The organism is Rathayibacter sp. Leaf299 (genome assembly GCF_001423055.1).
Taxonomy (GTDB): Bacteria; Actinomycetota; Actinomycetes; order Actinomycetales; family Microbacteriaceae; genus Rathayibacter; species Rathayibacter caricis.
The window spans coordinates 61040-82524 of the sequence record NZ_LMNT01000003.1 but is presented as its reverse complement, the minus strand read 5'-3'; the positions used below and the strand labels follow the sequence as shown (position 1 = coordinate 82524).

The window sequence follows — 21485 nt, the reverse complement described above, 5'->3', positions numbered from 1 at the left end:
GGTGGTGCGGGTGGGACTAGAGGATGTCGGGATCGTCGAGGCGGACCCGCAGCTTCGGGGCCGGGCGGAAGCGGCCGGGGGTGGTCGGCGGCCGGCGGCGACGGGTGGCGTTCCGCACGACCGCGGAGCGGAGCCGAGCGGCGACCTCCGCACCGCGAGCGTAGTCGAACCGCACGATGGCCCGGACGGAGCCGTCCTCCAGTCCGACCGGGCCGAGCACCTCGTGCCGGTCGCTCTCGTCCAGCGCATCGAGCGCCTCCTCGACCGCGTGGGCGTCGCCGCTGACGGTGGCCAGACGCACTGCGGGCGGGAAGCGGAGGGCGCGCCGCTCCAGCAGCTCGGCCCGGAGGTACTCGGCCTGGCGCCAGGTGGCCAGGGCGGTCGCGATCCGTCCGCCGACTCCGACGAGCAGGACCGGGGCGCCGGGCCGGGCCAGGGCGGCGGCGTTGGACCAGGTGCGCAGGGCGTCGTCGGCGACGCGCAGGCTCTCGCGCGCCAGCATCCGCTCGCCGTCGAGGAGGAGGACGGCGTGGTAGCCGCCGTCCACCCGGGGCTCGGCTCCCCGAGTCGCGACGACGAGCGCGGGCTCGTCGGGCAGGGTCAGGACCGGGCGCTGGCCGTCGGCGACGACGACCTTCGCTCCCGGGAACGCGCGGCCGAGCTCCTCCGCCGTGCGACCGGCGCCGAGGGTCACCAGCCGGAGCGCCGTGGCCTCGCAGACCGAGCAGCGCCACTCGGCGGCGATCAGGCCGCACCAGCCGCAGCTCGGCCGGGCGCCCGCGGCGTGCACGGCGAGTGGACCCTGGCAGCGGTTGCAGCGGGCGACCGTGCAGCAGCGGGCGCAAGCGACGACGGGCGCGTAGCCCGGGCGCGCGACCTGGACGAGGACGGGGCCCGAGTCGAGTCCGAGGCGCGCCTGCCGCCAGGCCGACGACGGGATGCGGGCCGCGGCGTCGTGCTCGTCGGCCGACGACTGCTGGGCGGTCGGCACGACGTGCGGCCGCTTGGCAGGGCGCGGTTCGACCTCGACCGCGAAGCCGATCTCGACGAGGCGCTCGACCTCGACGGTGCGGGTGTGCCCGAGGAGAACGAGTCCGGCTCCGCTCTGCTCCTGGCGCACGAGGGCGACGTCGCGGGCGTGCGCGTACGGGGCGAGCGGCTCGGCGAAGAGCGGGTCGCCGTCGTCCCACAGCGCGATCAGGCGCGGCGCCCGCGAGGGTGCGTAGAGGACGGAGCGGTTGCCGACGATCACCCGCGGCCCCGGACCGAGGCAGCGGAGGAACGCGCCGTAGCGCTCCGCTCCCTTCTGCCGGGCGTCGAGCCGCACGACGAGCTCCGCGGGCAGCAGATCCGCCAGCGCGAGCTCGAGCTGCTCCTGATCGCGGTAGTCCGGCACCGCCAGGATCGCGTCGCCGCCCGCGACCACGGTGTTGCGCGCGAGTTCGGCGAGCGTGAGAGCCCAGCCGCCGACCCACGTTCCCGTCGAGAGCTGCACCGGCGCAGGAACCGCGCCCACGGCGAGGCGACCGCCGACGGCCAGGGAGTCGAAGGCGTCGGCGGCGTACCCCGCGACGGGAGCCGCTGCCACCGGCACCGGGACCACGACCGGCTCCGCCCCGAGGTGCGTGCGCTCCACCCGGACGTGCCGGCGCGGCACGGCCAGGCGAAGCACGTCGCTCGCGCCGCCGGCGGCCCGGTCGGCCACGCGGCGCGCCAGCGCCCACACCTCGGGCGTGAGGACCACGACCGGGGAGACCAGCTCCTCGATATCGCTGAGGGTCCCGACGTGCTCGGACCCCTGGCCGACCTCGACCACGAAGGCGTCGGCGATGCGCCCGCCGGTGCGCAGCGGCACGCGGACCCGTACGCCGGGCCGGACGTCCGCGAGCATCGACTCGGGGACGGCGTAGTCGAGGAGGCGGTCGAGCTGGGGCAGCGGGGAGTCCAGGAGGACGCGCGCGACGACGTCCGACGCGCCGGAGGAGGTCTCCACCGCCTGCGCCGCGCCCGCTACGAGAGGCCCGCGGCGGAGCGGAGGTCGTCGACGCGGTCGAGGCGTTCCCAGGTGAAGTCGGGGAGCTCGCGGCCGAAGTGCCCGTAGACCGAGGTCTGCGAGTAGATCGGGCGGAGCAGGTCGAGCGCGTGGATGATCGCGGCGGGACGCAGATCGAAGACGGAGCGGATCGCCTCCGTGATCTGCTCGTCGGGTATCGTGCCGGTGCCGAACGACTCGACGTAGAGGCCGACGGGGGCGGCCTTGCCGATCGCGTAGGCGACCTGCACCTCGAGGCGCCGGGCGAGACCCGCCGCGACGGCGTTCTTGGCGACCCAGCGCATCGCGTAGGCCGCCGAGCGGTCGACCTTCGACGGGTCCTTGCCCGAGAACGCGCCACCGCCGTGCCGCGAGGCTCCGCCGTAGGTGTCGACGATGATCTTGCGGCCCGTGAGCCCGGCGTCGCCCTGCGGGCCGCCGATCTCGAAGCGTCCGGTCGGGTTGATCAGCAGGCGGACGGCGGAGGAGTCGAGGTCGACCGTCTCGAGGACCGGTCGGATCACGTGCGCCTCGATGTCGGCGTGGATCGTCTCGGTGCTCACGTGCTCGGCGTGCTGCGTCGAGAGCACCACGGTGTCGATCGAGCGCGGGGTCGTGCCGTCGTAGCCGATCGTGACCTGGGTCTTGCCGTCGGGGCGGAGGTAGTCGAGCTCGCCCGACTTGCGGACGGCCGCGAGGCGCTCGGCGAGCCGGTGCGAGAGCCAGCTCGGCAGGGGCATGTACTCGGGGGTCTCGTCGGTCGCGAAGCCGAACATCAGACCCTGGTCGCCGGCGCCCTGACGGTCGAACGCGTCGTCGTCGGAGGAGTCGGTGCGCACCTCGAGCGCGGTGTCGACGCCCGCGGCGATCTCGGGCGACTGCTGCCCGATCGAGACGGAGACCCCGCAGGAGCGGCCGTCGAATCCCTTCTCGGAGGAGTCGTAGCCGATCTCGACGATCGTGTCGCGCACGATCTTGGGGATCTCGACGTAGCCGGTGGTCGAGACCTCACCGGCCACGTGCACGAGGCCGGTGGTGACGAGCGTCTCGACGGCGACCCGACTCTTCGGGTCCTCGCGCAGCAGCGCGTCGAGGATGCGGTCCGAGATCTGGTCGCAGATCTTGTCGGGGTGCCCCTCGGTGACGGACTCGGAGGTGAACAGGCGGAGCGATCCGGAGGAGGTCATGCGGGGGGTCTCATTTCGTTCCGGGGGCAGTGGCCGGGGCGTCGAGCGCGCCCACGGAGAGCGGGACCACCGGCGACGGCAGCGGGGCGCGGAGTCGTGCGGACACGGATCGCCGAGCTCAGGGGTGTTCCGCGCTCGACCGGCGGAGGTGCCGCGCTCGGACCTCGTCCGCGCACGCACGGGACCGCCTGAGAGCAGCCGCCGTCGGCTAGCGCGCGACCACGTCGAGGACGCGGTCGGCCACCGACGCCTTCGTGCCGGAAGCCTCGATCACTATATCCCCGGCCCGATCGAGGACGACGACGGCGTTGCTGTCGCTCTGGAAACCCTCGGTCCAGCCGACCCTGTTGAGGACGAGCAGGTCGCAGCCCTTGCGCGCGATCTTGGCGCGTCCGAGAGCCAGCATCGCCTCGCGATCCGGCTCCGTCTCGGCGGCGAAGCCGACCACGAGCTGGTTCCCCGCCTTCGCCGCCGCGATCTCGGCGAGGATGTCCGGGTTCTTGACGAGCTCGAGGACGAGACGATCGCCCTGCTGCTCCTTCTTGATCTTCGACTCCGAGACGTCGGCAGGCCGGTAGTCGGCCACGGCCGCGGCCATGATGACGATGTCCGCGTCGGCGGCGGCCGCGAGTGCCGCCTCCCGCAGCTCGAGCGCCGTGCCGACGGCGACGACCTCGACCCCGCGGGGGGCCTCGACGTCGAGATTGGCGGCGAGCACGGTGACGCTCGCTCCCCTGGCCGCGGCGGCGAGGGCGAGGGCGACGCCCTGGCGACCGCTCGAGCGGTTGCCCACGAAACGGACCGGGTCCATCGGCTCGCGGGTGCCGCCGGCGGTCACGAGGACGCGGAGCCCCTCGAGGTCGCGCTTCGCGCCGACCGCGCGCCGGTGGACGGCGAGGGCCTCGGCGACGATCGTCGCGGGCTCCTCCATCCGACCCGGCCCGGAATCGGACCCGGTCAGCTGGCCGGAGGCGGGGCCGACGACGTGGACCCCGCGCGAGCGGAGGGTCTCGACATTCGCGACCGTGGCCGGATTCGCCCACATCTCGGTGTGCATCGCCGGGGCGACGACGAGCGGAGCGGTGCTCGCGAGGACGGTGTTGCCGAGGAGGTCGTCGGCGAGCCCGGTCGCGAGCTTGGCGAGGGTGTGCGCCGTCGCCGGGGCGATCACGATGAGATCGGCCGCCTGGCCGATCGCCACGTGCCGGACCTCGGCGACGCCCTCGTAGAGCTCGGTGTGCACGGCGTTCCGCGAGATCGCCTCGAGCGTCGGCTTCCCGACGAAGCGGAGAGCGGCCTCGGTGGCCACGACGTGGACGTCGTGCCCCTCGAGGACCAGGGCGCGCACCACTCCGACCGCCTTGTAGGCGGCGATGCCGCCGGTGATCCCGACGACGACGTGCAACCGCCGAGCGGTCTTCTGCGAGGAGCGCACCCGGAGGGGGCCGGACTACTCGGCGAGGGGCTGGGCGACGAGCTTGTCCTCGTTGATCTCGTGGAGAGCGACCGACAGCGGCTTGTCGTCGATGGTCGAGTCGACCAGCGGGCCGACGTTGTCGAACAGGCTGCCCTCGTGGAGGTCGGCGTAGTAGTCGTTGATCTGACGCGCGCGCTTGGAGGCGAAGATCACCAGCGCGTACTTCGAGTCGACCTTCGAGAGGAGCTCGTCGATGGGCGGGTCGATGATGCCGAGGTTGTTGGCCATGGTGTCTCCTTGTTGGCTTGTCAGCTTGTCAGCGCTGCGGGGCGCGTGAGCGCCGATCTGCGGCTCCGGAGGCGCTCGACGCCGCGGCACCGGAGGGCGGAGCCCAGTCGGCGATCGGGGCGTCGGCCCGGAGGTGGTCGGTGGCCCGGACGTCAGCGGCCCGGGTCGGCGGGCGCGCCGTCGGAACGAGGCGACATCAATTCTACGACCTCGCGGGCCGCTTCGGGCACGGTGCTGTTCACAACGGCGAAATCGAACTCGTCCTGCGCGGCCAGCTCGATGCGCGCGGTCGCCAGCCGGCGCTGCTGCTCCTCCGGGCTCTCGGTGCCGCGGCCGACCAGTCGGCGCACGAGCTCGTCCCAGCTCGGCGGGAGGAGGAAGACGAGTCGGGCGTCCGGCATGCGCTCGCGCACCTGCCGCGCGCCCTGGATGTCGATCTCGAGCATGACCTGGCGCCCCTGCGCGAGGGCGGCGTCGATCGGCCCGCGCGGAGTGCCGTAGCGGTAGGCGTTGTGGACGGTCGCGTACTCGAGGAACTCCCCCGCCTCGACCATCCGGTCGAACTCGGCGTCGTCGACGAAGTAGTAGCTGACGCCGTCGATCTCGCCCGGGCGCGGCGCGCGGGTCGTCGCCGAGACCGACAGCAGCACCTCGGGGTAGTTCTCGCGGATGTAGGTGGACACGGTGCCCTTGCCGACCGCCGTCGGTCCGGCGAGGACGACGAGGCGGGTGCGCTCCCCGCGACGCTGACGCGCCTCGCGCTGCTCGAGGAAGGAGTGGAGTCCCTCCACCTGGCGGCGGCCGAGGCCGCCCAGGCGCTTGGACGGAGCGATCTGCAGCTGCTCCATCACGCGCGGGGTCTTGACCACGCCGAGGGCTGGCACCGAGCGCAGGAGCTCGCTCACGCGCATCCGCCCCTCGACGCCGGTCGGGTCGCTCTGCGCGGCCGCGAGCACGGCCGTCGCCGGACGCTCGCCGGAGGCGACGTCCTTCTTCACGCCGGCACGAGCGCGCCGGGCGGCGATGGCCGCGGCGGAGGCGGCACGGCGGTCGACCTCGGGAGGCGACGGCCGGCGGGGGGCGGCGACGGTCCCGGGATCGGCGGGGGCGGCTTCAGCGGACAAGGGTCTCCTGGATGTCTCGGGCGCGGCGGTCGATCTCGGCGGCGATCCCGTCGGGACCGGCGCCGAGCACGCTGCGCGACTCGCTCACGAGGGTCGTCGCCGCGAGGGCCCCGAACAGCCGGGGCGCGTCCGCGACGCCGGCGCCCTGGTGGCCGAAGCCGGGTGCCAGCACCGGGAGCCCCGGGGTGAGCGCCGTGTCGGTCCGGATGCCGTAGTCGCCCAGGGCGACCGTGGCCCCCAGGACGACGCCGACCGAGCCGATCGGGGAGCGCGCGTGGTGCGCGTTCCAGGATGCCACGTCCGCCAGCACGGCGCTGGCCAGGGGGGATCCCGCGTGCTCGCCGTCCTGCACGAGCGCGCGCTGCACGGGTCCGGCCTCCGGATTGGAGGTGGCGGCGAGGACGAAGACGCCCTTCCCCGCCTCCTCGGCGAGCTCGAGCATGCCGTCGAGGGAGCCGAGCCCCTGATAGGCGGAGGCGGTCATCGCATCCGCTTCGAGAGGCGAGCCCGGGCGGAGCCACGCCTCGGCGTAGGCGGTGACGCTCGTGCCGATGTCGCCGCGCTTGACGTCGGCGATCACGAGGAGCCCGGCCGCGCGCGCGTCGGCGAGGACTCGCTCGAGCGCGAGGTAGCCCGCCGATCCGTGGCGCTCGAAGAACGCGACCTGCGGCTTCACCACGCCCACGCGCCCCGCAGCGGCCTCGACGACCCGGCGGCCGAACGACTCCAGCCCCGTCGCGTCGTCGCCGAGCCCCCACGCGTCCAGCAGGAACGCGTGGGGGTCGATGCCGACGCAGAGCTGTCCGTGCTCGTCGAAGGCGCGCTCGAGGCGCGCCCCGAACGACTCGGTCACGCCAGGCGCTCCGCCCGACGCAGCGCGTAGTCCTGCAGGCTCGTGACCTCGAAGGGCTCGTCGGCCACATCGAGCGAGGCGACGGCGGCCGCCAGCTGGGCGATGGTGGTGAAGAGCGGCTTGTCGGCGGCGACCGCGGCGGCGCGGATCTCGTACCCGTCGGCGCGGGAGGCGCCTCCGCTGGGCGTGTTGATCACGACGTCGACCTCGTCGCGGCTGACCAGCTCGACGATCGACGGCGAGTCGCCGACGGCCTCCTCGCTGTACTTGCGGACGATGCGGGTCGGGATGCCGTTGCGGTTCAGCACCTCCGCGGTGCCCTCGGTCGCGAGGATCTCGAAGCCGAGCTGGCGCAGGCGCAGCGCCGGCAGCACGATGGCCCGCTTGTCGCGGTCGGCGACCGAGATGAAGACGGTGCCGGAGGAGGGCATGCCGCCGTAGGCCGCGTCCTGGCTCTTCTTGAAGGCCCGGGGGAAGTCGCGGTCGATGCCCATGACCTCGCCGGTCGAGCGCATCTCGGGGCCGAGGAGGGAATCGACGATCTGGCCCTCCTTCGTGCGGAACCGCTTGAAGGGCAGGACCGCCTCCTTGACCGCGATCGGCGAGTCCATCGGCACATCGGAGCCGTCGCGCTCGGGCAGCAGACCCTCGGCCTTGAGCTCGGCGATCGTCTCGCCGACCATCAGCCGCGACGCCGCCTTGGCGAGCGGGATGCCGAGCGCCTTCGACACGAACGGCACGGTGCGCGAGGCGCGCGGGTTCGCCTCGAGGACGTAGAGCACGCCCTGGCCGATCGCGAACTGCACGTTGAGGAGTCCGCGGACACCGACGCCCTGCGCGATGGCGAGCGTCGCGTCGCGGACCTCGTCGATCTGCCGGCGGCCGAGGGTCACGGGTGGGAGGGTGCACGCGGAGTCGCCGGAGTGGATCCCGGCCTCCTCGATGTGCTCCATCACGCCGCCGATGTAGAGCTGCTCGCCGTCGTAGAGCGCGTCGACGTCGATCTCGATCGCGTCGTCGAGGAAGCGGTCGACGAGCAGCGGGTGCGTCGCGTCGATGATGCCCTGGTCGGCCATCCGCTCGAAGTAGTCCTCGAGCTGCGCGGCGCCGTACACGATCTCCATGCCGCGGCCGCCGAGGACGAACGACGGGCGGACGAGGACGGGGAAGCCGATGCCGGTCGCGACGCCGAGCGCGCCCTCGAGGTCGATCGCCGTGCCGTTGCGCGGAGCGAGCAGACCGGCCTCGTCGAGGATGCGGGAGAACGCGCCGCGCTCCTCCGCGAGATCGATCGCCGCGGGAGTCGTGCCGAGGATCGGGACCCCCGCCTCCTCGAGGCCCTTCGCCAGACCCAGGGCGGTCTGGCCGCCGAGCTGGACGACGACGCCGACGAGCTCGCCGGACTGCGACTCCGCGTGGATCACCTCGAGGACGTCCTCGAGGGTCAGCGGCTCGAAGTACAGGCGGTCCGAGGTGTCGTAGTCGGTCGAGACCGTCTCGGGGTTGCAGTTGATCATGATCGTCTCGTAGCCGGCCTCCGAGAGGGCGAACGAGGCGTGCACGCACGAGTAGTCGAACTCGACGCCCTGGCCGATGCGGTTCGGGCCGGAGCCGAGGATGACCACCTTGCGGCGGTCGGCCGCGACGACCTCGGTCTCCTCGTCGTAGGAGGAGTAGTGGTACGGCGTGAGCGCGGGGAACTCCCCCGCGCACGTGTCGACGGTCTTGTAGACGGGGCGGACGGCCAGCTCGTAACGGGTGGCGCGCACCTCCGCCTCCTCGAGGCCGCGGAGCTCCGCGATCTGCAGGTCCGAGAATCCGTGGTCCTTCGCGAGGCGCAGCAGCCCGGCGTCCAGCGACGGGTGCTCGCGCACCAGGTCGGCGATCTCGTTGATCAGCACGATCTGGTCGAGGAACCAGGGGTCGATCTTGGTGGATTCGAACGCCTGCTCGACGCTCGCGCCCAGCCGCAGCGCCTGCTGCACCGTGACGATCCGGCCGTCGGTCGGAGTCCTCGCGATCTCGAGGAGCTCCTCGACCGAATGCTGCTGCTCGCCCCAGTGGAAGGAGGAGCCGCGCTTCTCGAGCGAGCGGAGCGCCTTCTGCAGGGCCTGGGCGTAGTTGCGGCCGATCGCCATTGCCTCGCCGACCGACTTCATGGTGGTCGTCAGCGTCTTGTCGGCCGCCGGGAACTTCTCGAACGCGAAGCGCGGGACCTTGACCACGACGTAGTCGAGCGTGGGCTCGAAGCTCGCCGGGGTGACCTTCGTGATGTCGTTCGGGATCTCGTCGAGACGGTAGCCGATGGCCAGCTTCGCCGCGATCTTGGCGATGGGGAAGCCTGTCGCCTTGGAGGCGAGCGCCGACGAGCGCGAGACGCGCGGGTTCATCTCGATGACGATGATCCGGCCGTCGGCGGGGTCGACCGCGAACTGGATGTTGCAGCCGCCGGTGTCGACTCCGACGTCGCGGATGATCCGGATGCCGATGTCGCGCAGCTTCTGGTACTCGCGGTCGGTCAGCGTGAGCGCGGGGGCGACGGTGATCGAGTCGCCGGTGTGGACGCCGACCGGGTCGACGTTCTCGATCGAGCAGACGACGACCGTGTTGTCGGCGGTGTCGCGCATGAGCTCGAGCTCGTACTCCTTCCAGCCGAGGATCGACTCCTCGAGGAGCACCTCGGTGGTGGGGCTCTGGTGCAGCCCGTCGCCGACCATGCGCACGAGCTCCTCGCGGGTGTACGCGAAGCCGGAGCCGAGACCGCCCATGGTGAAGGAGGGACGGATCACGAGCGGGTAGCCGAGGTCCTCGGCGAACTCGATCGCCTCCTCGACGGTGTGCGCGATGTAGGACTTCGCCACGTCGGCGCCCGCATCCAGCACGAGCTGCTTGAAGATCTGGCGGTCCTCGCCGCGGTTGATCGCCTCGAAGCTCGCGCCGATCAGCTCGACGTCGTACTTCTCGAGGATCCCGAGGTCGTGCAGCTGGATCGCCGCGTTGAGAGCGGTCTGGCCGCCGAGGGTCGGCAGGATCGCGTCCGGCTTCTCCTTGGCGATGATCGCCTCGATCGCCTGCGGGGTGATCGGCTCGACGTAGGTGGCGTCGGCGAAGTCGGGGTCGGTCATGATCGTCGCCGGGTTGGAGTTGACGAGGATCACGCGCACCCCCTCGGCGCGCAGGACGCGGCAGGCCTGGGTGCCCGAGTAGTCGAACTCGACCGCCTGGCCGATCACGATCGGGCCGGAGCCGATGACGAGGACGCTGTTGATGTCTTCCCTGCGCGGCATTACTTCTGCTCTCCGGTGGTGCTGGTCGAAAGGATGTCGTTCGCGGGCTCGGCGCCGCCCTGCTCGGTCGTGCGCTGCACGACCATGGCGCGGAAGCGGTCGAAGAGGTAGTTCGAGTCGTGCGGTCCGGCGGCCGCCTCGGGGTGGTACTGCACCGAGAAGGCGGGGATGTCGAGGCAGCGCAGGCCCTCCACGACGGAGTCGTTCAGGCTGTAGTGGCTGACCTCGACGCGGCCGAAGCCCTCGGGCGAGTCGAGCTCGCCCTCGATGGGCGCGTCCACCGCGAAGCCGTGGTTCTGCGCGGTGATCTCGACGCGGCCGGTCAGCTTGTCGAGCACCGGCTGGTTGATGCCGCGGTGGCCGAAGGGCAGCTTGTACGTGCCGAAGCCGAGCGCCCGGCCCAGGAGCTGGTTGCCGAAGCAGATGCCGAAGAACGGCAGGTCGGCGCGCAGCGTCGTGCGCAGCAGGTCGACGTGGCGGTCGGAGGCCTCCGGGTCGCCCGGTCCGTTCGAGAAGAACAGGGCGGACGGGTCGAGCGCGAGGACCTCGTCGGCGGTGACCGACTCCGGGAGCACGTGGACGTCGAAGCCGCGCTCCGACAGGTAGTGCACGGTCGAGGTCTTCACTCCGAGGTCGATGACCGCGACGGAGCCCACGCGCTCGCCCTGGGCGGGCACCGTGTACTGCTCGGTCGTCGAGACGGCGGAGGAGAGGTTCATCCCCTCCATCTGCGCGCCGCCGAGGACCAGCGCGAGCTGCTCCTCCTCCCCCAGGGCGAGGTCGTCGCCCGAGAAGACGCCGGCGCGCATCGAGCCGGCCGAGCGGATGTGGCGCGTGATCGCGCGGGTGTCGACACCCGAGATCCCGACGATGCCGTCGGACTCGAGGTCGTCGTCGAGCGACCGCTGGGCGCGGAAGTTCGAGACGACACGGGAGGGATCGCGGACGACGTAGCCGGCGACCCAGATGCGCCGCGACTCCTTGTCCTCGTCGTTGGTCCCGGTGTTGCCGATGTGCGGTGCGGTCTGCACCACGATCTGCCCGGCGTACGACGGGTCGGTCAGGGTCTCCTGGTAGCCGGTCATGCCGGTCGCGAAGACGATCTCGCCGAGGGTGCGCCCGCGCGCGCCGTAGGCCTGACCCGGGAATCGTCGCCCGTCCTCGAGGACGAGGACGGCGGTGGGTTCGGTGCTGAGGCGTGACGTTGGCACGGACTAGGAGCCCTTCTGGGTCGGGGAGGAGTCGCCGTCGGCGGCTCCCGGGGTGGAGGGGGAGGAGGAGGGGCCGGCGAGCCGGCGGATCTCGGCGACGAGGTGCCGACGCAGGGGCGGCTCGGCGACGCGGAGGTAGGAGTCGACCGTCTCGGCACCGCGCGGCGACCACGAGAGGACGAGCAGGCCGCCCTCCTCGACGGCGCGGTCGATGGCGTAGCTGCCCTCGCCCGCCCCGCGCAGCAGGGCCGCCGGGATCACGGTCTCGCGCTCGCCGACCGGCGCGAGGACCACGCCGCGCTCGTGGAGTCGCAGCGTCGCCTTTCCGCGGAAGCCGAGGCCCGGCAGCACCACGCGCTCGAGCGGCTGCTCGAAGCGGGTCGTGGCGACGTAGGGCAGCTCGACCGACTCGAGCTCGGCGCCCAGCGACTCGGCCGGCACGGCCTCCGGTGCGAGGTCGGCGGAGCGGCGGCGGCGCGCTCGCCACGAGAGCATCATCCCGGCGAACACCAGGACGACGACCGCGGCGATGACGATCGTGATGACGGTCCTATCCACGGGCGGACCTCGCGGCGGCGGCGACCTCGACGGCGTCGACGAGCTGGCCGTCGAGCACCGTGGGGTAGCCGTCGTGGAACGTGGCGACGACGCGACCGGGCAGCTCTCGGCCGAGGTAGGGCGAGTTCGCGCTGCGGCCGCGCAGGTCGGCCGTGGAGAAGCGGCGGCGCGCCTCCGGGTCGTAGAGCACGACGTTCGCCGGCGCGCCGACCGCGAGACCGCGGTCGTAGCCGTCGAGCCGGCCGATGCGCGCCGGAGCGGCGGAGAGGACGCGCGCGATGTCCGACCAGGTCATCCGGCCGTCGTCGACGACCGCGGCGTGGACGACCGAGAGCGCGCTCTCGAGACCGACCATGCCGAACGCGGCGGCGTCCCACTCGCAGTCCTTCGACTCCACGGGGTGCGGGGCGTGGTCGGTCGCGACGATGTCGATCGTGCCGTCGGCGAGGGCCTCGCGGAGGGCCAGGACGTCCTCGTCGCGGCGCAGCGGCGGGTTCACCTTGAAGCGCGCGTCGTAGCCGCCGCCCCCGTCCTGCCCCGCGATCAGCTGCTCGGTCAGGAGCAGGTGGTGGGGAGTGACCTCGGCGGTCACGTCGATCCCGCGCGCCTTCGCCCAGCGGATCACGTCGACCGAGCCGGCGGTCGAGACGTGGCAGACGTGCAAGCGGGAGCCGACGTGCTCGGCCAGCAGGACGTCGCGGGCGATGATCGCCTCCTCCGCCACTGCGGGCCACCCGGTGAGTCCGAGCGCGCTCGAGACGGCTCCCTCGTTCATCTGCGCGCCGATGGTGAGCCGCGGCTCCTGAGCGTGCTGCGCGACGACTCCGTCGAAGGCCTTCACGTACTCGAGCGCGCGGCGCATCAGCAGCGCGTCCGAGACGCACTTCCCGTCGTCCGAGAAGACCCGCACGGCGGCACGGCTGCGGGCCATCGCGCCGAGCTCGGCGAGGGACTCCCCCGCGAGGCCCACGGTGACGGCTCCGATCGGCCGCACCGTCGCGTAGCCGGCGTCCTCGCCCAGGCTCTGCACCTGCTCGACGACCCCGGCCGTGTCCTGCACCGGGGAGGTGTTGGCCATGGCGAAGACGGCGGTGAAGCCTCCTGCGGCGGCCGCGCGCGATCCGGTGAGCACGGTCTCGCTCTGCTCGAAGCCGGGCTCGCGGAGGTGGGTGTGCAGGTCGACCAGGCCGGGCAGCGCCAGCAGGCCGTCGGCGTCGACGACGCGGGCCCCGCTCGAGTCGAGGTCGGCTCCGATGTCGACCACGACTCCGCCGTCGATCAGGATGTCGGCGGTGCTCTCGTCGGCGAGGGTCGCCCCCGAGATCAGGATCCGCCCGTGTCCGCGGGTGCTGGTCAGTGGCGTGCTCATCAGTGGATCTCCCGTTCGCCGGACAGCAGCAGGTAGAGCGCGGCCATCCGGACCGAGACTCCGTTGGTGACCTGTTCGAGCACCGTGGAGCGGCTCGAATCGGCGGCGGCCGAGGAGATCTCGACGCCCCTGTTCATGGGTCCGGGGTGCATGACGATGGTATCGGGGCCCAACCGGGCGAGGCGCTCGTCGTCGAGACCCCAGATGCGCGCGTACTCGCGGCCGTTGGGGAAGAAGCCGCTCGACATCCGCTCGAGCTGGATGCGCAGCAGCATCACGACGTCGGGCAGGCCCGAGTCGAGGGCGTCGTCGAGGTCGAAGCGGATGGTCGCGGGCCAGCCGGCGGTGTCGACCGGCACCAGGGTGGGCGGGGCGACGAGGGTCACCTCGGCGCCGAGCGCCGTCAGCAGCCAGACGTTCGACCGCGCGACCCGCGAGTGCAGGATGTCGCCGACGATCGTCACCGCGACTCCGTCGAGGCCCTTGCCGCGGGAGGCCGACGGGCCGTGCAGGCGCCGGCGGATGGTGAAGGCGTCGAGCAGCGCCTGCGTGGGGTGCTCGTGCGTGCCGTCGCCGGCGTTCAGGATCGACGCGTCGATCCAGCCGCTCGCCGCGAGCACGGCCGGGGCGCCCGAGGCGCTGTGCCGCACGACGACTCCGTCGGCGCCCATCGCGGCGAGGGTCTGCGCGGTGTCCTTGAGGCTCTCGCCCTTCGAGACGCTCGAGCCCTTGGCGCTGAAGTTGATCACGTCGGCCGAGAGCCGCTTGGCGGCCGCCTCGAACGAGATCCGGGTGCGGGTGGAGTCCTCGAAGAAGAGGTTGACGACCGTCTTCCCGCGCAGAGTCGGCAGCTTCTTGACCTCCCGGTTCTGCACGTCGGCCATGTCCTCGGCGATGTCGAGGAGGCCGATCGCGGAGGAGCGGTCGAGGTCGCGGGTCGAGAGGAGGTGCTTCACGCGTCGCTCCGTCCGTCGGATCCACCGTCGCGGGCGGACTCGATGGCGACGAGGTCCTCTCCGTCCGTCTCGACCAGGCGCACGTTGATCCTCTCGCTGAGGCTGCTCGGAAGGTTCTTGCCCACGAAGTCGGCCCGGATGGGGAGCTCGCGGTGGCCGCGGTCGACCAGGGCGGCGAGGCGGACGGCGCGCGGGCGGCCGATGTCGCTCAGGGCGTCCAGCGCGGCGCGGATGGTCCGCCCCGAGAAGAGCACGTCGTCGACGAGCACGACGGTGCGCCCGTCGATGCTCGCGGGGACGGTCGTCCTCGCGGGGGTGCGCACGGGGTGGCGGGAGAGGTCGTCCCGGTACATCGTCACGTCGAGGGCGCCGGCGAAGACGGGGGCGGCGTCGGGCTCGATGCGGGCGATGGCATCGGCGATCCGCCGGGCGAGGACCACGCCGCGCGTGGGGATCCCGAGGATCACCAGCGACTGCGCTCCCCGGTTCGACTCGAGGATCTCGTGGGCGATGCGCGTCAGAGCACGCGAGATGTCAGCGCCGTTGAGCACGATTCGTGCCGTCACACCGACCTCCTTCCCCGTCTCTCCGGACGGCCTTAAAGGAAATGTCCCCCCGAGTATAGAGGTCGCTCGACCGGTCGCGGCCCCGTTCCCGCCGAGGACCGGCACCGGCGGCGGAGCGGCGGCACACCACCACGGGTCCCCCTTTCGGGAGGCGGATCCGGGGAAAGAGAACGCCCGTTCCCGCCCCGTCCCCGATAGCCTGTAACCGGTGACGACGGCGCGCCGCCCCCCCTCCCGTCGCTGGTTCCGCCCATCCCCCTCCCGCGGAACGCCCCCGGCGCACTCCCCCGAGCGACCCGCTCACGTCCCGGCCGCTGTGCCCGCCGGAAGTAAGGATCCCCGCATGACCACGTCCTCCTTCGGCGCAGCCCCGCTCTCACGCCGCACCGTCCTCGCCGGATCGATCGCGGGGATCGGCGCGACGATCGTGCTGGCCTCCCCCGCCGCCGCGGCGCCGAACTACTCGGTGATCCCCAAGCTCCTCGGCGAGATCTCGCGCACGGACACGGTCCTCTCGCGCGTGGGCCGCACCCCCTACGAGGTCATCGACGTCTCGATCGGCGGCGACCGGACCCGGCTCTTCGTGCCGCACACCGCCGCGCCGAGCCTCACCTCCGCGAAGACCGTCCTCTGGTACTACCACGCCAACGGGAGCAGCTACGCGGCGCTCTCGGGCGCCTTCCAGTACGCGGCCGACCAGGCCGTCGACCGCGGCTTCGTCTGCATCTGCCCGAACTACGGCGGCAGCGAGTGGACCGGGCCCAAGGCGATCGCTGCTCACGGCAACGCCGTGAAGTGGGTCACCGCGCAGTGGAAGGTCGGAGCCAGCTTCCTCCGCTCCAACTCCGGTGGCGGCACCCTGCTGAGCTGGGCGTACGGCAACCGGCTCGTGCCGAACATCCGCGGTGCCTACATCGCCAGCGGCACCTTCGACATGGCCGACATCGCCGAGCGCGATCCGCTGCGCGTCCTGCCCGCTTACGACAACGACCTCTCCACCGTCCCGGCCACGAACCCGGCACTGCTGCCGCAGTCGGTCTGGGCCGGGACGCGGCTGCGGATCAGCGGCTCGGACGACGACATCATCGTCCCGTTCGCGAAGCACGGCCTCGCGCTGCACGAGAAGGCGCTGCCGGTCGCGAAGGAGACGAGCGTCCTCCGCCACTCCGGCGAGGGCGCTCCCTACGGTCACGTGGTGCCGAGCGCGACCAACAAGGACATGCTCGATCTGTTCGACCGCTGGCTGGCCGAGGGGCCCGTCGACGAGACGCCGAACCCGCCGCAGCCGACGGCACCCGGGGCGGGCACCTACCAGAACGGGTCGGAGTCCATCGTCACCGAGGGCTCCTGGTCGACGCTCTCCGCCTCGGCGGACAACGGCGGCAGCATCGCCTACTCCACCAGCACGGGAGCCTCGGCGACGCTCACCTTCACCGGCACCGCCGTGAGCTGGGTCAGCCGTCGCACGAGCTCCTCCGGCATCAACGAGGTCTACATCGACGGCGCCCTCGTCGCCTCGGTCGACCGCTACAGCTCGTCCACCGCGTACGCCCGGACGGTGTGGACCAGCGGCCCCCTCGCCGCCGGGACGCACACCATCACGATCAAGCGCGGTAGCACGAGGAACCCGTCCTCGAGCGGATCGAACATCATCCTCGACGCGTTCGTCGTCGAGAACACCCCCGTCACGACCCCTCCGACTCCGACGGCGGCCGGACCCGGCACCTACCAGAACGGCGACGCGGCGATCGTCACCGAGGGGAACTGGTCGTCGCTGTCGTCCTCCGCGGACAACGGCGGCAGCATCTCGTACTCGACCAGCGTCGGCGCCTCGGCGGCACTGACGTTCTCGGGGACGAAGGTCAGCTGGGTGAGCCGGCGCACGTCGTCCTCCGGGACCAACGAGGTCTACCTCGACGGCGCGCTCGTCACGACCGTCGACCGCTACAGCGCGTCGACGAAGTACAACCAGACCGTGTGGACGAGCGACGCGCTCCCCGCCGGCACGCACACGATCACGATCAAGCGCGGCAGCACCAGGAACGCGGCCTCGAGCGGCTCGAACCTGATCCTCGACGCGATCGTCGTCTCCTGAGACGCGACCGGGCGGCCCGTTCCCCTGAGGGGACGGACCGCCCGGTCGGCGGTGCAGTGCTCGGACGCGAGGGTCAGGCGGGAGTGCGCGACTCCGCCACCGACGCCAGCAGGCCGTTGATGAAGCCCGCGGAGTCGTCGGTCGAGAGCACCGTGGCGGCCTCGACGGCCTCCGAGATCGCGACGCCGTCGGGCACCTGGTCGTTGTGCAGGATCTCCCACACGCCGATCCGGAGGATCGCGCGGTCGACGAGGGGCATCCGCGCGAGCGTCCAGCCCTTCGAGAGGCGCTCGATCAGCGCGTCGATCTCGGCGGCGTGGTCGATGACGCCGTCGACGATCTCCCGCGCGTAGAGCCAGGAGGCTTCACGGGCGGGCTCGTGGACCGCCCGCTCCGCCTCGGCCCGCAGGGAGTCGGCGAGGGAGATCTGCCGGACGTCGGCGTTGTAGATGATGTCGAGGGCGCGCTTGCGCGCCTTCGTGCGTGCACTCACGGACGGCCCGGCTCAGCTGACGCGGCCGAGGTAGTCGCCCGTGCGGGTGTCGACCTTGACCTTGGTGCCCTGCTCGAGGAACAGCGGGACCTGGATCTGGTAGCCGGTCTCGACCGTGGCGGGCTTGGTGCCGCCGGTCGAGCGGTCGCCCTGCAGGCCCGGCTCGGTGTACGTGATCTCGAGCACCACGGAGGCGGGCAGGTCGATGTAGAGCGGGTCGCCGTCGTGCAGCGCCAGGGTGACGTTCTGGTTCTCGAGCATGAAGTTGGCCGCGTCGCCGACGACCGCCTCGGGCACGGTGATCTGGTCGTAGTCCGACGTGTCCATGAACACGAAGTCCTGGCCGTCGCGGTAGAGGTACTGGAAGTCGCGGCGGTCGACGTTCGCCGTGTCGATCTTCGCGCCCGCGTTGAACGTCTTGTCGACGACCTTGCCGGTGAGGACGTTCTTCATCTTGGTGCGGACGAACGCGCCGCCCTTGCCCGGCTTGACGTGCTGGAAGTCGATGACGTTCCAGAGCTGACCGTCGATGTTGAGGACGGTGCCGTTCTTGATGTCGGTGGTAGAGGCCATGCGAAGGGGGATCCGTTTCGGTGGAAGTCTGCTGCCGGTGGGCCCGACTCCGGGCGCGGCGATATCGGCCGGTACGGCTGACCCGTCGAGTGTAGTCGATGGGCACGGCGCGGCCGAGGGAGCCTGGACGGCCGGTGCGAATCCGCACCCGGTCCTCGCGGAGGGTGGAGGGTGGGAGGACGTCACGAGAGGAGACCCGCCATGGCGGATGTCACGACGCACTTCGACTCCAGCACGGTCGACGCCGCGTTCGCCGCGGTCCCGATCGTCATCGCCGCGATCGTCGTCCTCATGGTCGTGCTGATCGTCGTGAACCTGCGACGCGCGAAGAAGCTCGGAGTGAATCCCCTCACTCTCCAGACCGATCTCGCGGCGAAGCTCGCGAAGGACGGCTTCGGCGGCGGCCGACCGCTCAGCGAGCGCCTCGCTGAGATCGACCGTCTGCACGCCGACGGCACTCTCAGCGACGAGGAGCACGCCTCGGCGAGGCGCGCGGCGCTCGAGGGCCGCACCTGACCGGAGCGGCCGCGCGAGCCTAGGAGCCGATCTCCTGGTAGGCGGCGAACAGCAGCGACGTCTCGGGTCCCTGCAGGATGCTCGGGCGCGCGATGTCGTCGAGCACCACGAAGCGGAGGATGCCCGCCCGGGACTTCTTGTCGCGCTGCATCGCCGCGAGGAGCGTCTCCCAGCGACCCAGCGGATAGCTGGTCGGCAGCGTGAGCGACTCGAGGACGCTGCGGTGGCGATCGACCGCCGCGTCGCTCAGCGACCCCGTGAGCCGCGAGAGCTCGGCCGCGAAGACCATCCCGACCGAGACCGCCGCGCCGTGCCGCCACTGGTAGCGCTCGGCGTGCTCGATCGCGTGGCCGAGGGTGTGGCCGTAGTTCAGGATCTCGCGCAGTCCCTGCTCGGTGAAGTCCTCGCCGACGACGCGGGCTTTGATGCCGATCGAGAGCTCGACGAGGCGTCGGAACTCCTCGGAGGTCGGATCCGTCGCCAGGTCGACGTCGGACTCGATGATGTCGAGGATCTGCGGCTCGGCGATGAGGCCGTACTTCACGATCTCGCCGAAGCCCGCGAGGATCTCGTTCCGCGGGAGGCTCGAGAGCACGTCGAGATCGGCGACCACGGCGCGCGGCGCATGGAAGGCGCCCACGAGGTTCTTGCCCTCGGCCGTGTTGATCCCGGTCTTGCCGCCGACGGCGGCGTCGACCATCCCCAGCACCGTGGTCGGCACCTGCACGACGCCGACACCGCGGAGCCAGGTCGCTGCGACGAAGCCGGCGAGGTCGGTGATCGATCCTCCGCCGAAGCCGACGACGACATCGGTGCGGGTGAAGTCCGACTGGCCCATGACCTGCCAGCAGAAGGCCGCGACCTCGACGCGCTTGGCCGCCTCCGCGTCGGGGACCTCGGCCAGGAGCACCTCGTAGCGCTCGAGCAGGCTCTCGCGGATCTCGGCGGCCAGGACCGCGAGCGTCGGCGGGTGCACGATGAGCACCTTGGCCGCGCGCGGGCCGATGGCGTCGGCGAGGCCGTCGAGGAGCCCCCGGCCGACGGTGATGTCGTAGCCGGTGGCGCCTGTCACGGTGATGGCGGTGGAGCCGTCGTTCATGGGAGTCTTCCGCTCGGGCGGCCGGAGGCGGCCGCCGGGTCGTCTGCACGGCCGCCGGCGGCGGTCGCGTCGTGTCGGGAGTCGTTCTCGCTCGCGCGCACCCACTCGGCGATCTCCGCGGCGATCGCGGTGATCGGCCGGCGGGAGGTGTCGACCGTGAGGTCCGCCAGCGCGTCGTAGATCGGACGGCGCTGCTCGTGCAGGCGCGTCCAGTCCGCGACTCCGCCGCGCACGAGCGGTCTGCTGCCCGAGCCGAGGCGGTCGCGGACGGCTTCGGCGGTCGTGGTCAGCAGGACCACGGGCACGTCGGCCAGGTCGGCCTGCGTGAGCGGATCGAGCACCGCTCCCCCGCCCAGGCTCAGCACGACGTCGCGGCGCACCGCGCGAGCGACGACGAGCCGCTCCTCCCGCCGGAAGGCCGCTTCACCGTGGGCGTCGAAGTAGGCCGTGATCGGGCCGTGAGCGGCGACGAAGTCGGCGTCGGAGTCGACGAACGGCGCGGCGAGGGACTTCGCGACCCGCTTCCCGATGGTCGTCTTCCCGGCCCCCATGGGACCGATGAACACCACTCGGGCGCGGGCCGCGCCGGTATCGTGTCCGGCCATCAGCGCTCTCGCCGGGCGGCGGGGGCGGGCATCAGGAGGCTCCGAGGGCCGGGTTGCTCGCCGTGGCGGTGCGCAGCTCGTCGGGGATCGCGTCGAGGTAGCCGCGCAGGTTGCGGCGCGTCTCGCCGATGCTGTCGCCGCCGAACTTCTCGAGCACGGCGTTCGCGAGCACCAGGGCGACCATCGCCTCGGCGACCACGCCCGAGGCGGGCACCGCGCAGACGTCGGACCGCTGGTGGTGCGCGCCGGCGGCCTCACCGGTCGCCACGTCGACCGTGCGCAGGGCATGCGGGACGGTGGCGATGGGCTTCATGCCGGCGCGGACGCGGAGGACCGTGCCGGTGCTCATCCCGCCCTCGGTGCCGCCCGCACGGTCACTGGAGCGCGAGATGCCGGCGGCGTCCTGGAACAGCTCGTCGTGAGCCTCGGAGCCGCGGCGGGTCGTCGTGAGGAAGCCGTCGCCGACCTCGACTCCCTTGATGGCCTGGATGCCCATGAGCGCGGCGGCGAGCTGGGAGTCGAGGCGGCGGTCCCAGTGGACGTAGGAGCCCAGGCCCGGCGGGAGGCCGTAGGCGAGGACCTCGACGACGCCGCCGAGCGTGTCGCCGTCGTCGTGCGCCCGGTCGACCTCGGCCACCATCAGCGCGCTCGTGGCCGCGTCGTGGCAGCGGAGCGGATCCGCGTCCAGCGCGTCGACGTCGGCCGCGGACGGCAGCGGCGAGCCCTCGGGGACGCGCACGGGGCCGATCGCGAGGGTGTGGCTGACGAGCTCGATGCCGAGCTCGCCGAGGAAGCGGCGGGCGATCGCGCCCAGGCTCACGCGCGCCGCGGTCTCGCGAGCGGAGGCGCGCTCGAGGACGTTGCGCGACTCGGCGAAGCCGTACTTCTGCATGCCGACGAGGTCGGCGTGGCCGGGCCGCGGGCGCGTCAGTGCCGCTCCGCGCCCCTTGGGCAGGGTCTCGGGATCGCGCGGCTCGGCCGACATCACATCGACCCACCGCGGCCACTCCGTGTTGCCGATGCGCAGGGCGATCGGGCTGCCCATGGTGGCGCCGTGACGGATGCCGGAGGAGACGGTGAGCTCGTCCTGCTCGAAGTTCATCCGCGCGCCGCGGCCGTAGCCGAGCTTGCGCCGAGCGAGATCGCTGCGGATGTCCTCGAGTGAGACGGGGACCCCCGCGGGGAGTCCTTCGAGGACGGCGATGAGTTCGGGACCGTGGGATTCCCCGGCCGTGAGCCAACGGAGCATCCTCCGA

19 protein-coding genes are annotated in these 21485 nt (G+C 72.2%); 2 read left to right on the top strand and 17 right to left on the bottom strand.

Translation table 11 applies throughout. The annotated features are described in order from the left end of the window. Positions 1-16 precede the first annotated feature (16 nt). The 12 genes from ASF48_RS12010 to pyrR all read right to left on the bottom strand — a co-directional run bounded on the left by ASF48_RS12010 (position 17) and on the right by pyrR (position 14848). Complete coding sequence (locus tag ASF48_RS12010; protein ID WP_055791830.1) at positions 17-1993, bottom strand: hypothetical protein; 1977 nt, start codon at positions 1991-1993, stop codon at positions 17-19. A 17-nt stretch (positions 1994-2010) separates the two neighbouring features. Beyond that, complete coding sequence (gene metK, locus ASF48_RS12005) at positions 2011-3219, bottom strand: methionine adenosyltransferase (protein ID WP_055791827.1); 1209 nt, start codon at positions 3217-3219, stop codon at positions 2011-2013. Between the two features lie 208 nt (positions 3220-3427). Continuing rightward, positions 3428-4624, bottom strand: a complete 1197-nt coding sequence (gene coaBC / locus ASF48_RS12000) for a bifunctional phosphopantothenoylcysteine decarboxylase/phosphopantothenate--cysteine ligase CoaBC (protein WP_055793082.1) — start codon at positions 4622-4624, stop codon at positions 3428-3430. Between the two features lie 45 nt (positions 4625-4669). After that, a complete protein-coding gene (gene rpoZ, locus ASF48_RS11995) occupies positions 4670-4924 on the bottom strand; it encodes a DNA-directed RNA polymerase subunit omega (RefSeq protein ID WP_055791825.1) in 255 nt (84 codons plus the stop codon). A gap of 152 nt (positions 4925-5076) precedes the next feature. Continuing rightward, on the bottom strand, positions 5077-6048 hold the full coding sequence (gene gmk / locus ASF48_RS11990; RefSeq protein ID WP_055791823.1) for a guanylate kinase: 972 nt from the start codon (positions 6046-6048) through the stop codon (positions 5077-5079). Next, positions 6038-6901, bottom strand: a complete 864-nt coding sequence (pyrF, locus tag ASF48_RS11985) for an orotidine-5'-phosphate decarboxylase (protein ID WP_055791820.1) — start codon at positions 6899-6901, stop codon at positions 6038-6040. The genes gmk and pyrF overlap by 11 nt, the downstream gene beginning before the upstream one ends. Continuing rightward, positions 6898-10188, bottom strand: a complete 3291-nt coding sequence (carB, locus tag ASF48_RS11980; RefSeq protein WP_055791818.1) for a carbamoyl-phosphate synthase large subunit — start codon at positions 10186-10188, stop codon at positions 6898-6900. The genes pyrF and carB overlap by 4 nt, the downstream gene beginning before the upstream one ends. Further along, entirely contained in the window at positions 10188-11399 is a 1212-nt protein-coding gene (carA, locus tag ASF48_RS11975) for a glutamine-hydrolyzing carbamoyl-phosphate synthase small subunit (RefSeq protein WP_055791815.1), read from the bottom strand. The genes carB and carA overlap by 1 nt, the downstream gene beginning before the upstream one ends. A 3-nt stretch (positions 11400-11402) precedes the next feature. After that, positions 11403-11957: a PH-like domain-containing protein gene (locus ASF48_RS11970; protein WP_055791813.1), complete on the bottom strand. Its 555-nt coding sequence runs from the start codon at positions 11955-11957 to the stop codon at positions 11403-11405. Further along, complete coding sequence (locus tag ASF48_RS11965; RefSeq protein WP_055791812.1) at positions 11950-13326, bottom strand: dihydroorotase; 1377 nt, start codon at positions 13324-13326, stop codon at positions 11950-11952. Before ASF48_RS11965 ends, ASF48_RS11970 begins: the two co-directional genes overlap by 8 nt. Next, complete coding sequence (locus tag ASF48_RS11960; RefSeq protein WP_055791805.1) at positions 13326-14282, bottom strand: aspartate carbamoyltransferase catalytic subunit; 957 nt, start codon at positions 14280-14282, stop codon at positions 13326-13328. The genes ASF48_RS11965 and ASF48_RS11960 overlap by 1 nt, the downstream gene beginning before the upstream one ends. Beyond that, entirely contained in the window at positions 14279-14848 is a 570-nt protein-coding gene (pyrR, locus tag ASF48_RS11955; protein WP_055791802.1) for a bifunctional pyr operon transcriptional regulator/uracil phosphoribosyltransferase PyrR, read from the bottom strand. Before pyrR ends, ASF48_RS11960 begins: the two co-directional genes overlap by 4 nt. A 343-nt stretch (positions 14849-15191) precedes the next feature. Between pyrR and ASF48_RS11950 the strand changes: the two genes are divergently transcribed. Next, positions 15192-16943: a hypothetical protein gene (locus ASF48_RS11950; RefSeq protein ID WP_055791798.1), complete on the top strand. Its 1752-nt coding sequence runs from the start codon at positions 15192-15194 to the stop codon at positions 16941-16943. 73 nt (positions 16944-17016) lie between these two features. On the opposite strand, the gene nusB is transcribed toward ASF48_RS11950, so the two are convergent. Together nusB and efp are read right to left on the bottom strand one after the other, a co-directional pair. Further along, positions 17017-17436, bottom strand: a complete 420-nt coding sequence (nusB, locus tag ASF48_RS11945) for a transcription antitermination factor NusB (protein WP_055791796.1) — start codon at positions 17434-17436, stop codon at positions 17017-17019. A 12-nt stretch (positions 17437-17448) separates the two neighbouring features. Beyond that, positions 17449-18009, bottom strand: coding sequence for an elongation factor P (gene efp / locus ASF48_RS11940; RefSeq protein ID WP_055791792.1), 561 nt, complete (start codon positions 18007-18009; stop codon positions 17449-17451). Positions 18010-18210: 201 nt separating this feature from the next. Between efp and ASF48_RS11935 the strand changes: the two genes are divergently transcribed. Further along, on the top strand, positions 18211-18525 hold the full coding sequence (locus tag ASF48_RS11935; protein WP_055791789.1) for a hypothetical protein: 315 nt from the start codon (positions 18211-18213) through the stop codon (positions 18523-18525). A gap of 19 nt (positions 18526-18544) precedes the next feature. Here ASF48_RS11935 and aroB read toward each other — a convergent pair whose 3' ends face one another. Genes aroB through aroC form a run of 3 tightly spaced genes read right to left on the bottom strand, consistent with a single transcriptional unit; the run spans position 18545 to position 21478 of the window. Further along, the gene (gene aroB, locus ASF48_RS11930) at positions 18545-19624 is read right to left on the bottom strand and encodes a 3-dehydroquinate synthase (protein WP_055791787.1); all 1080 of its coding nucleotides are present in this window, start codon (positions 19622-19624) and stop codon (positions 18545-18547) included. Beyond that, complete coding sequence (locus ASF48_RS11925) at positions 19621-20229, bottom strand: shikimate kinase (protein WP_082481405.1); 609 nt, start codon at positions 20227-20229, stop codon at positions 19621-19623. Before ASF48_RS11925 ends, aroB begins: the two co-directional genes overlap by 4 nt. 31 nt (positions 20230-20260) lie before the next feature. Next, positions 20261-21478 carry a chorismate synthase gene (gene aroC, locus ASF48_RS11920; protein WP_055791785.1) on the bottom strand — a complete coding sequence of 406 codons (1218 nt, stop codon included), beginning with the start codon at positions 21476-21478 and terminating at the stop codon, positions 20261-20263. Between the last annotated feature and the right edge of the window lie 7 nt (positions 21479-21485).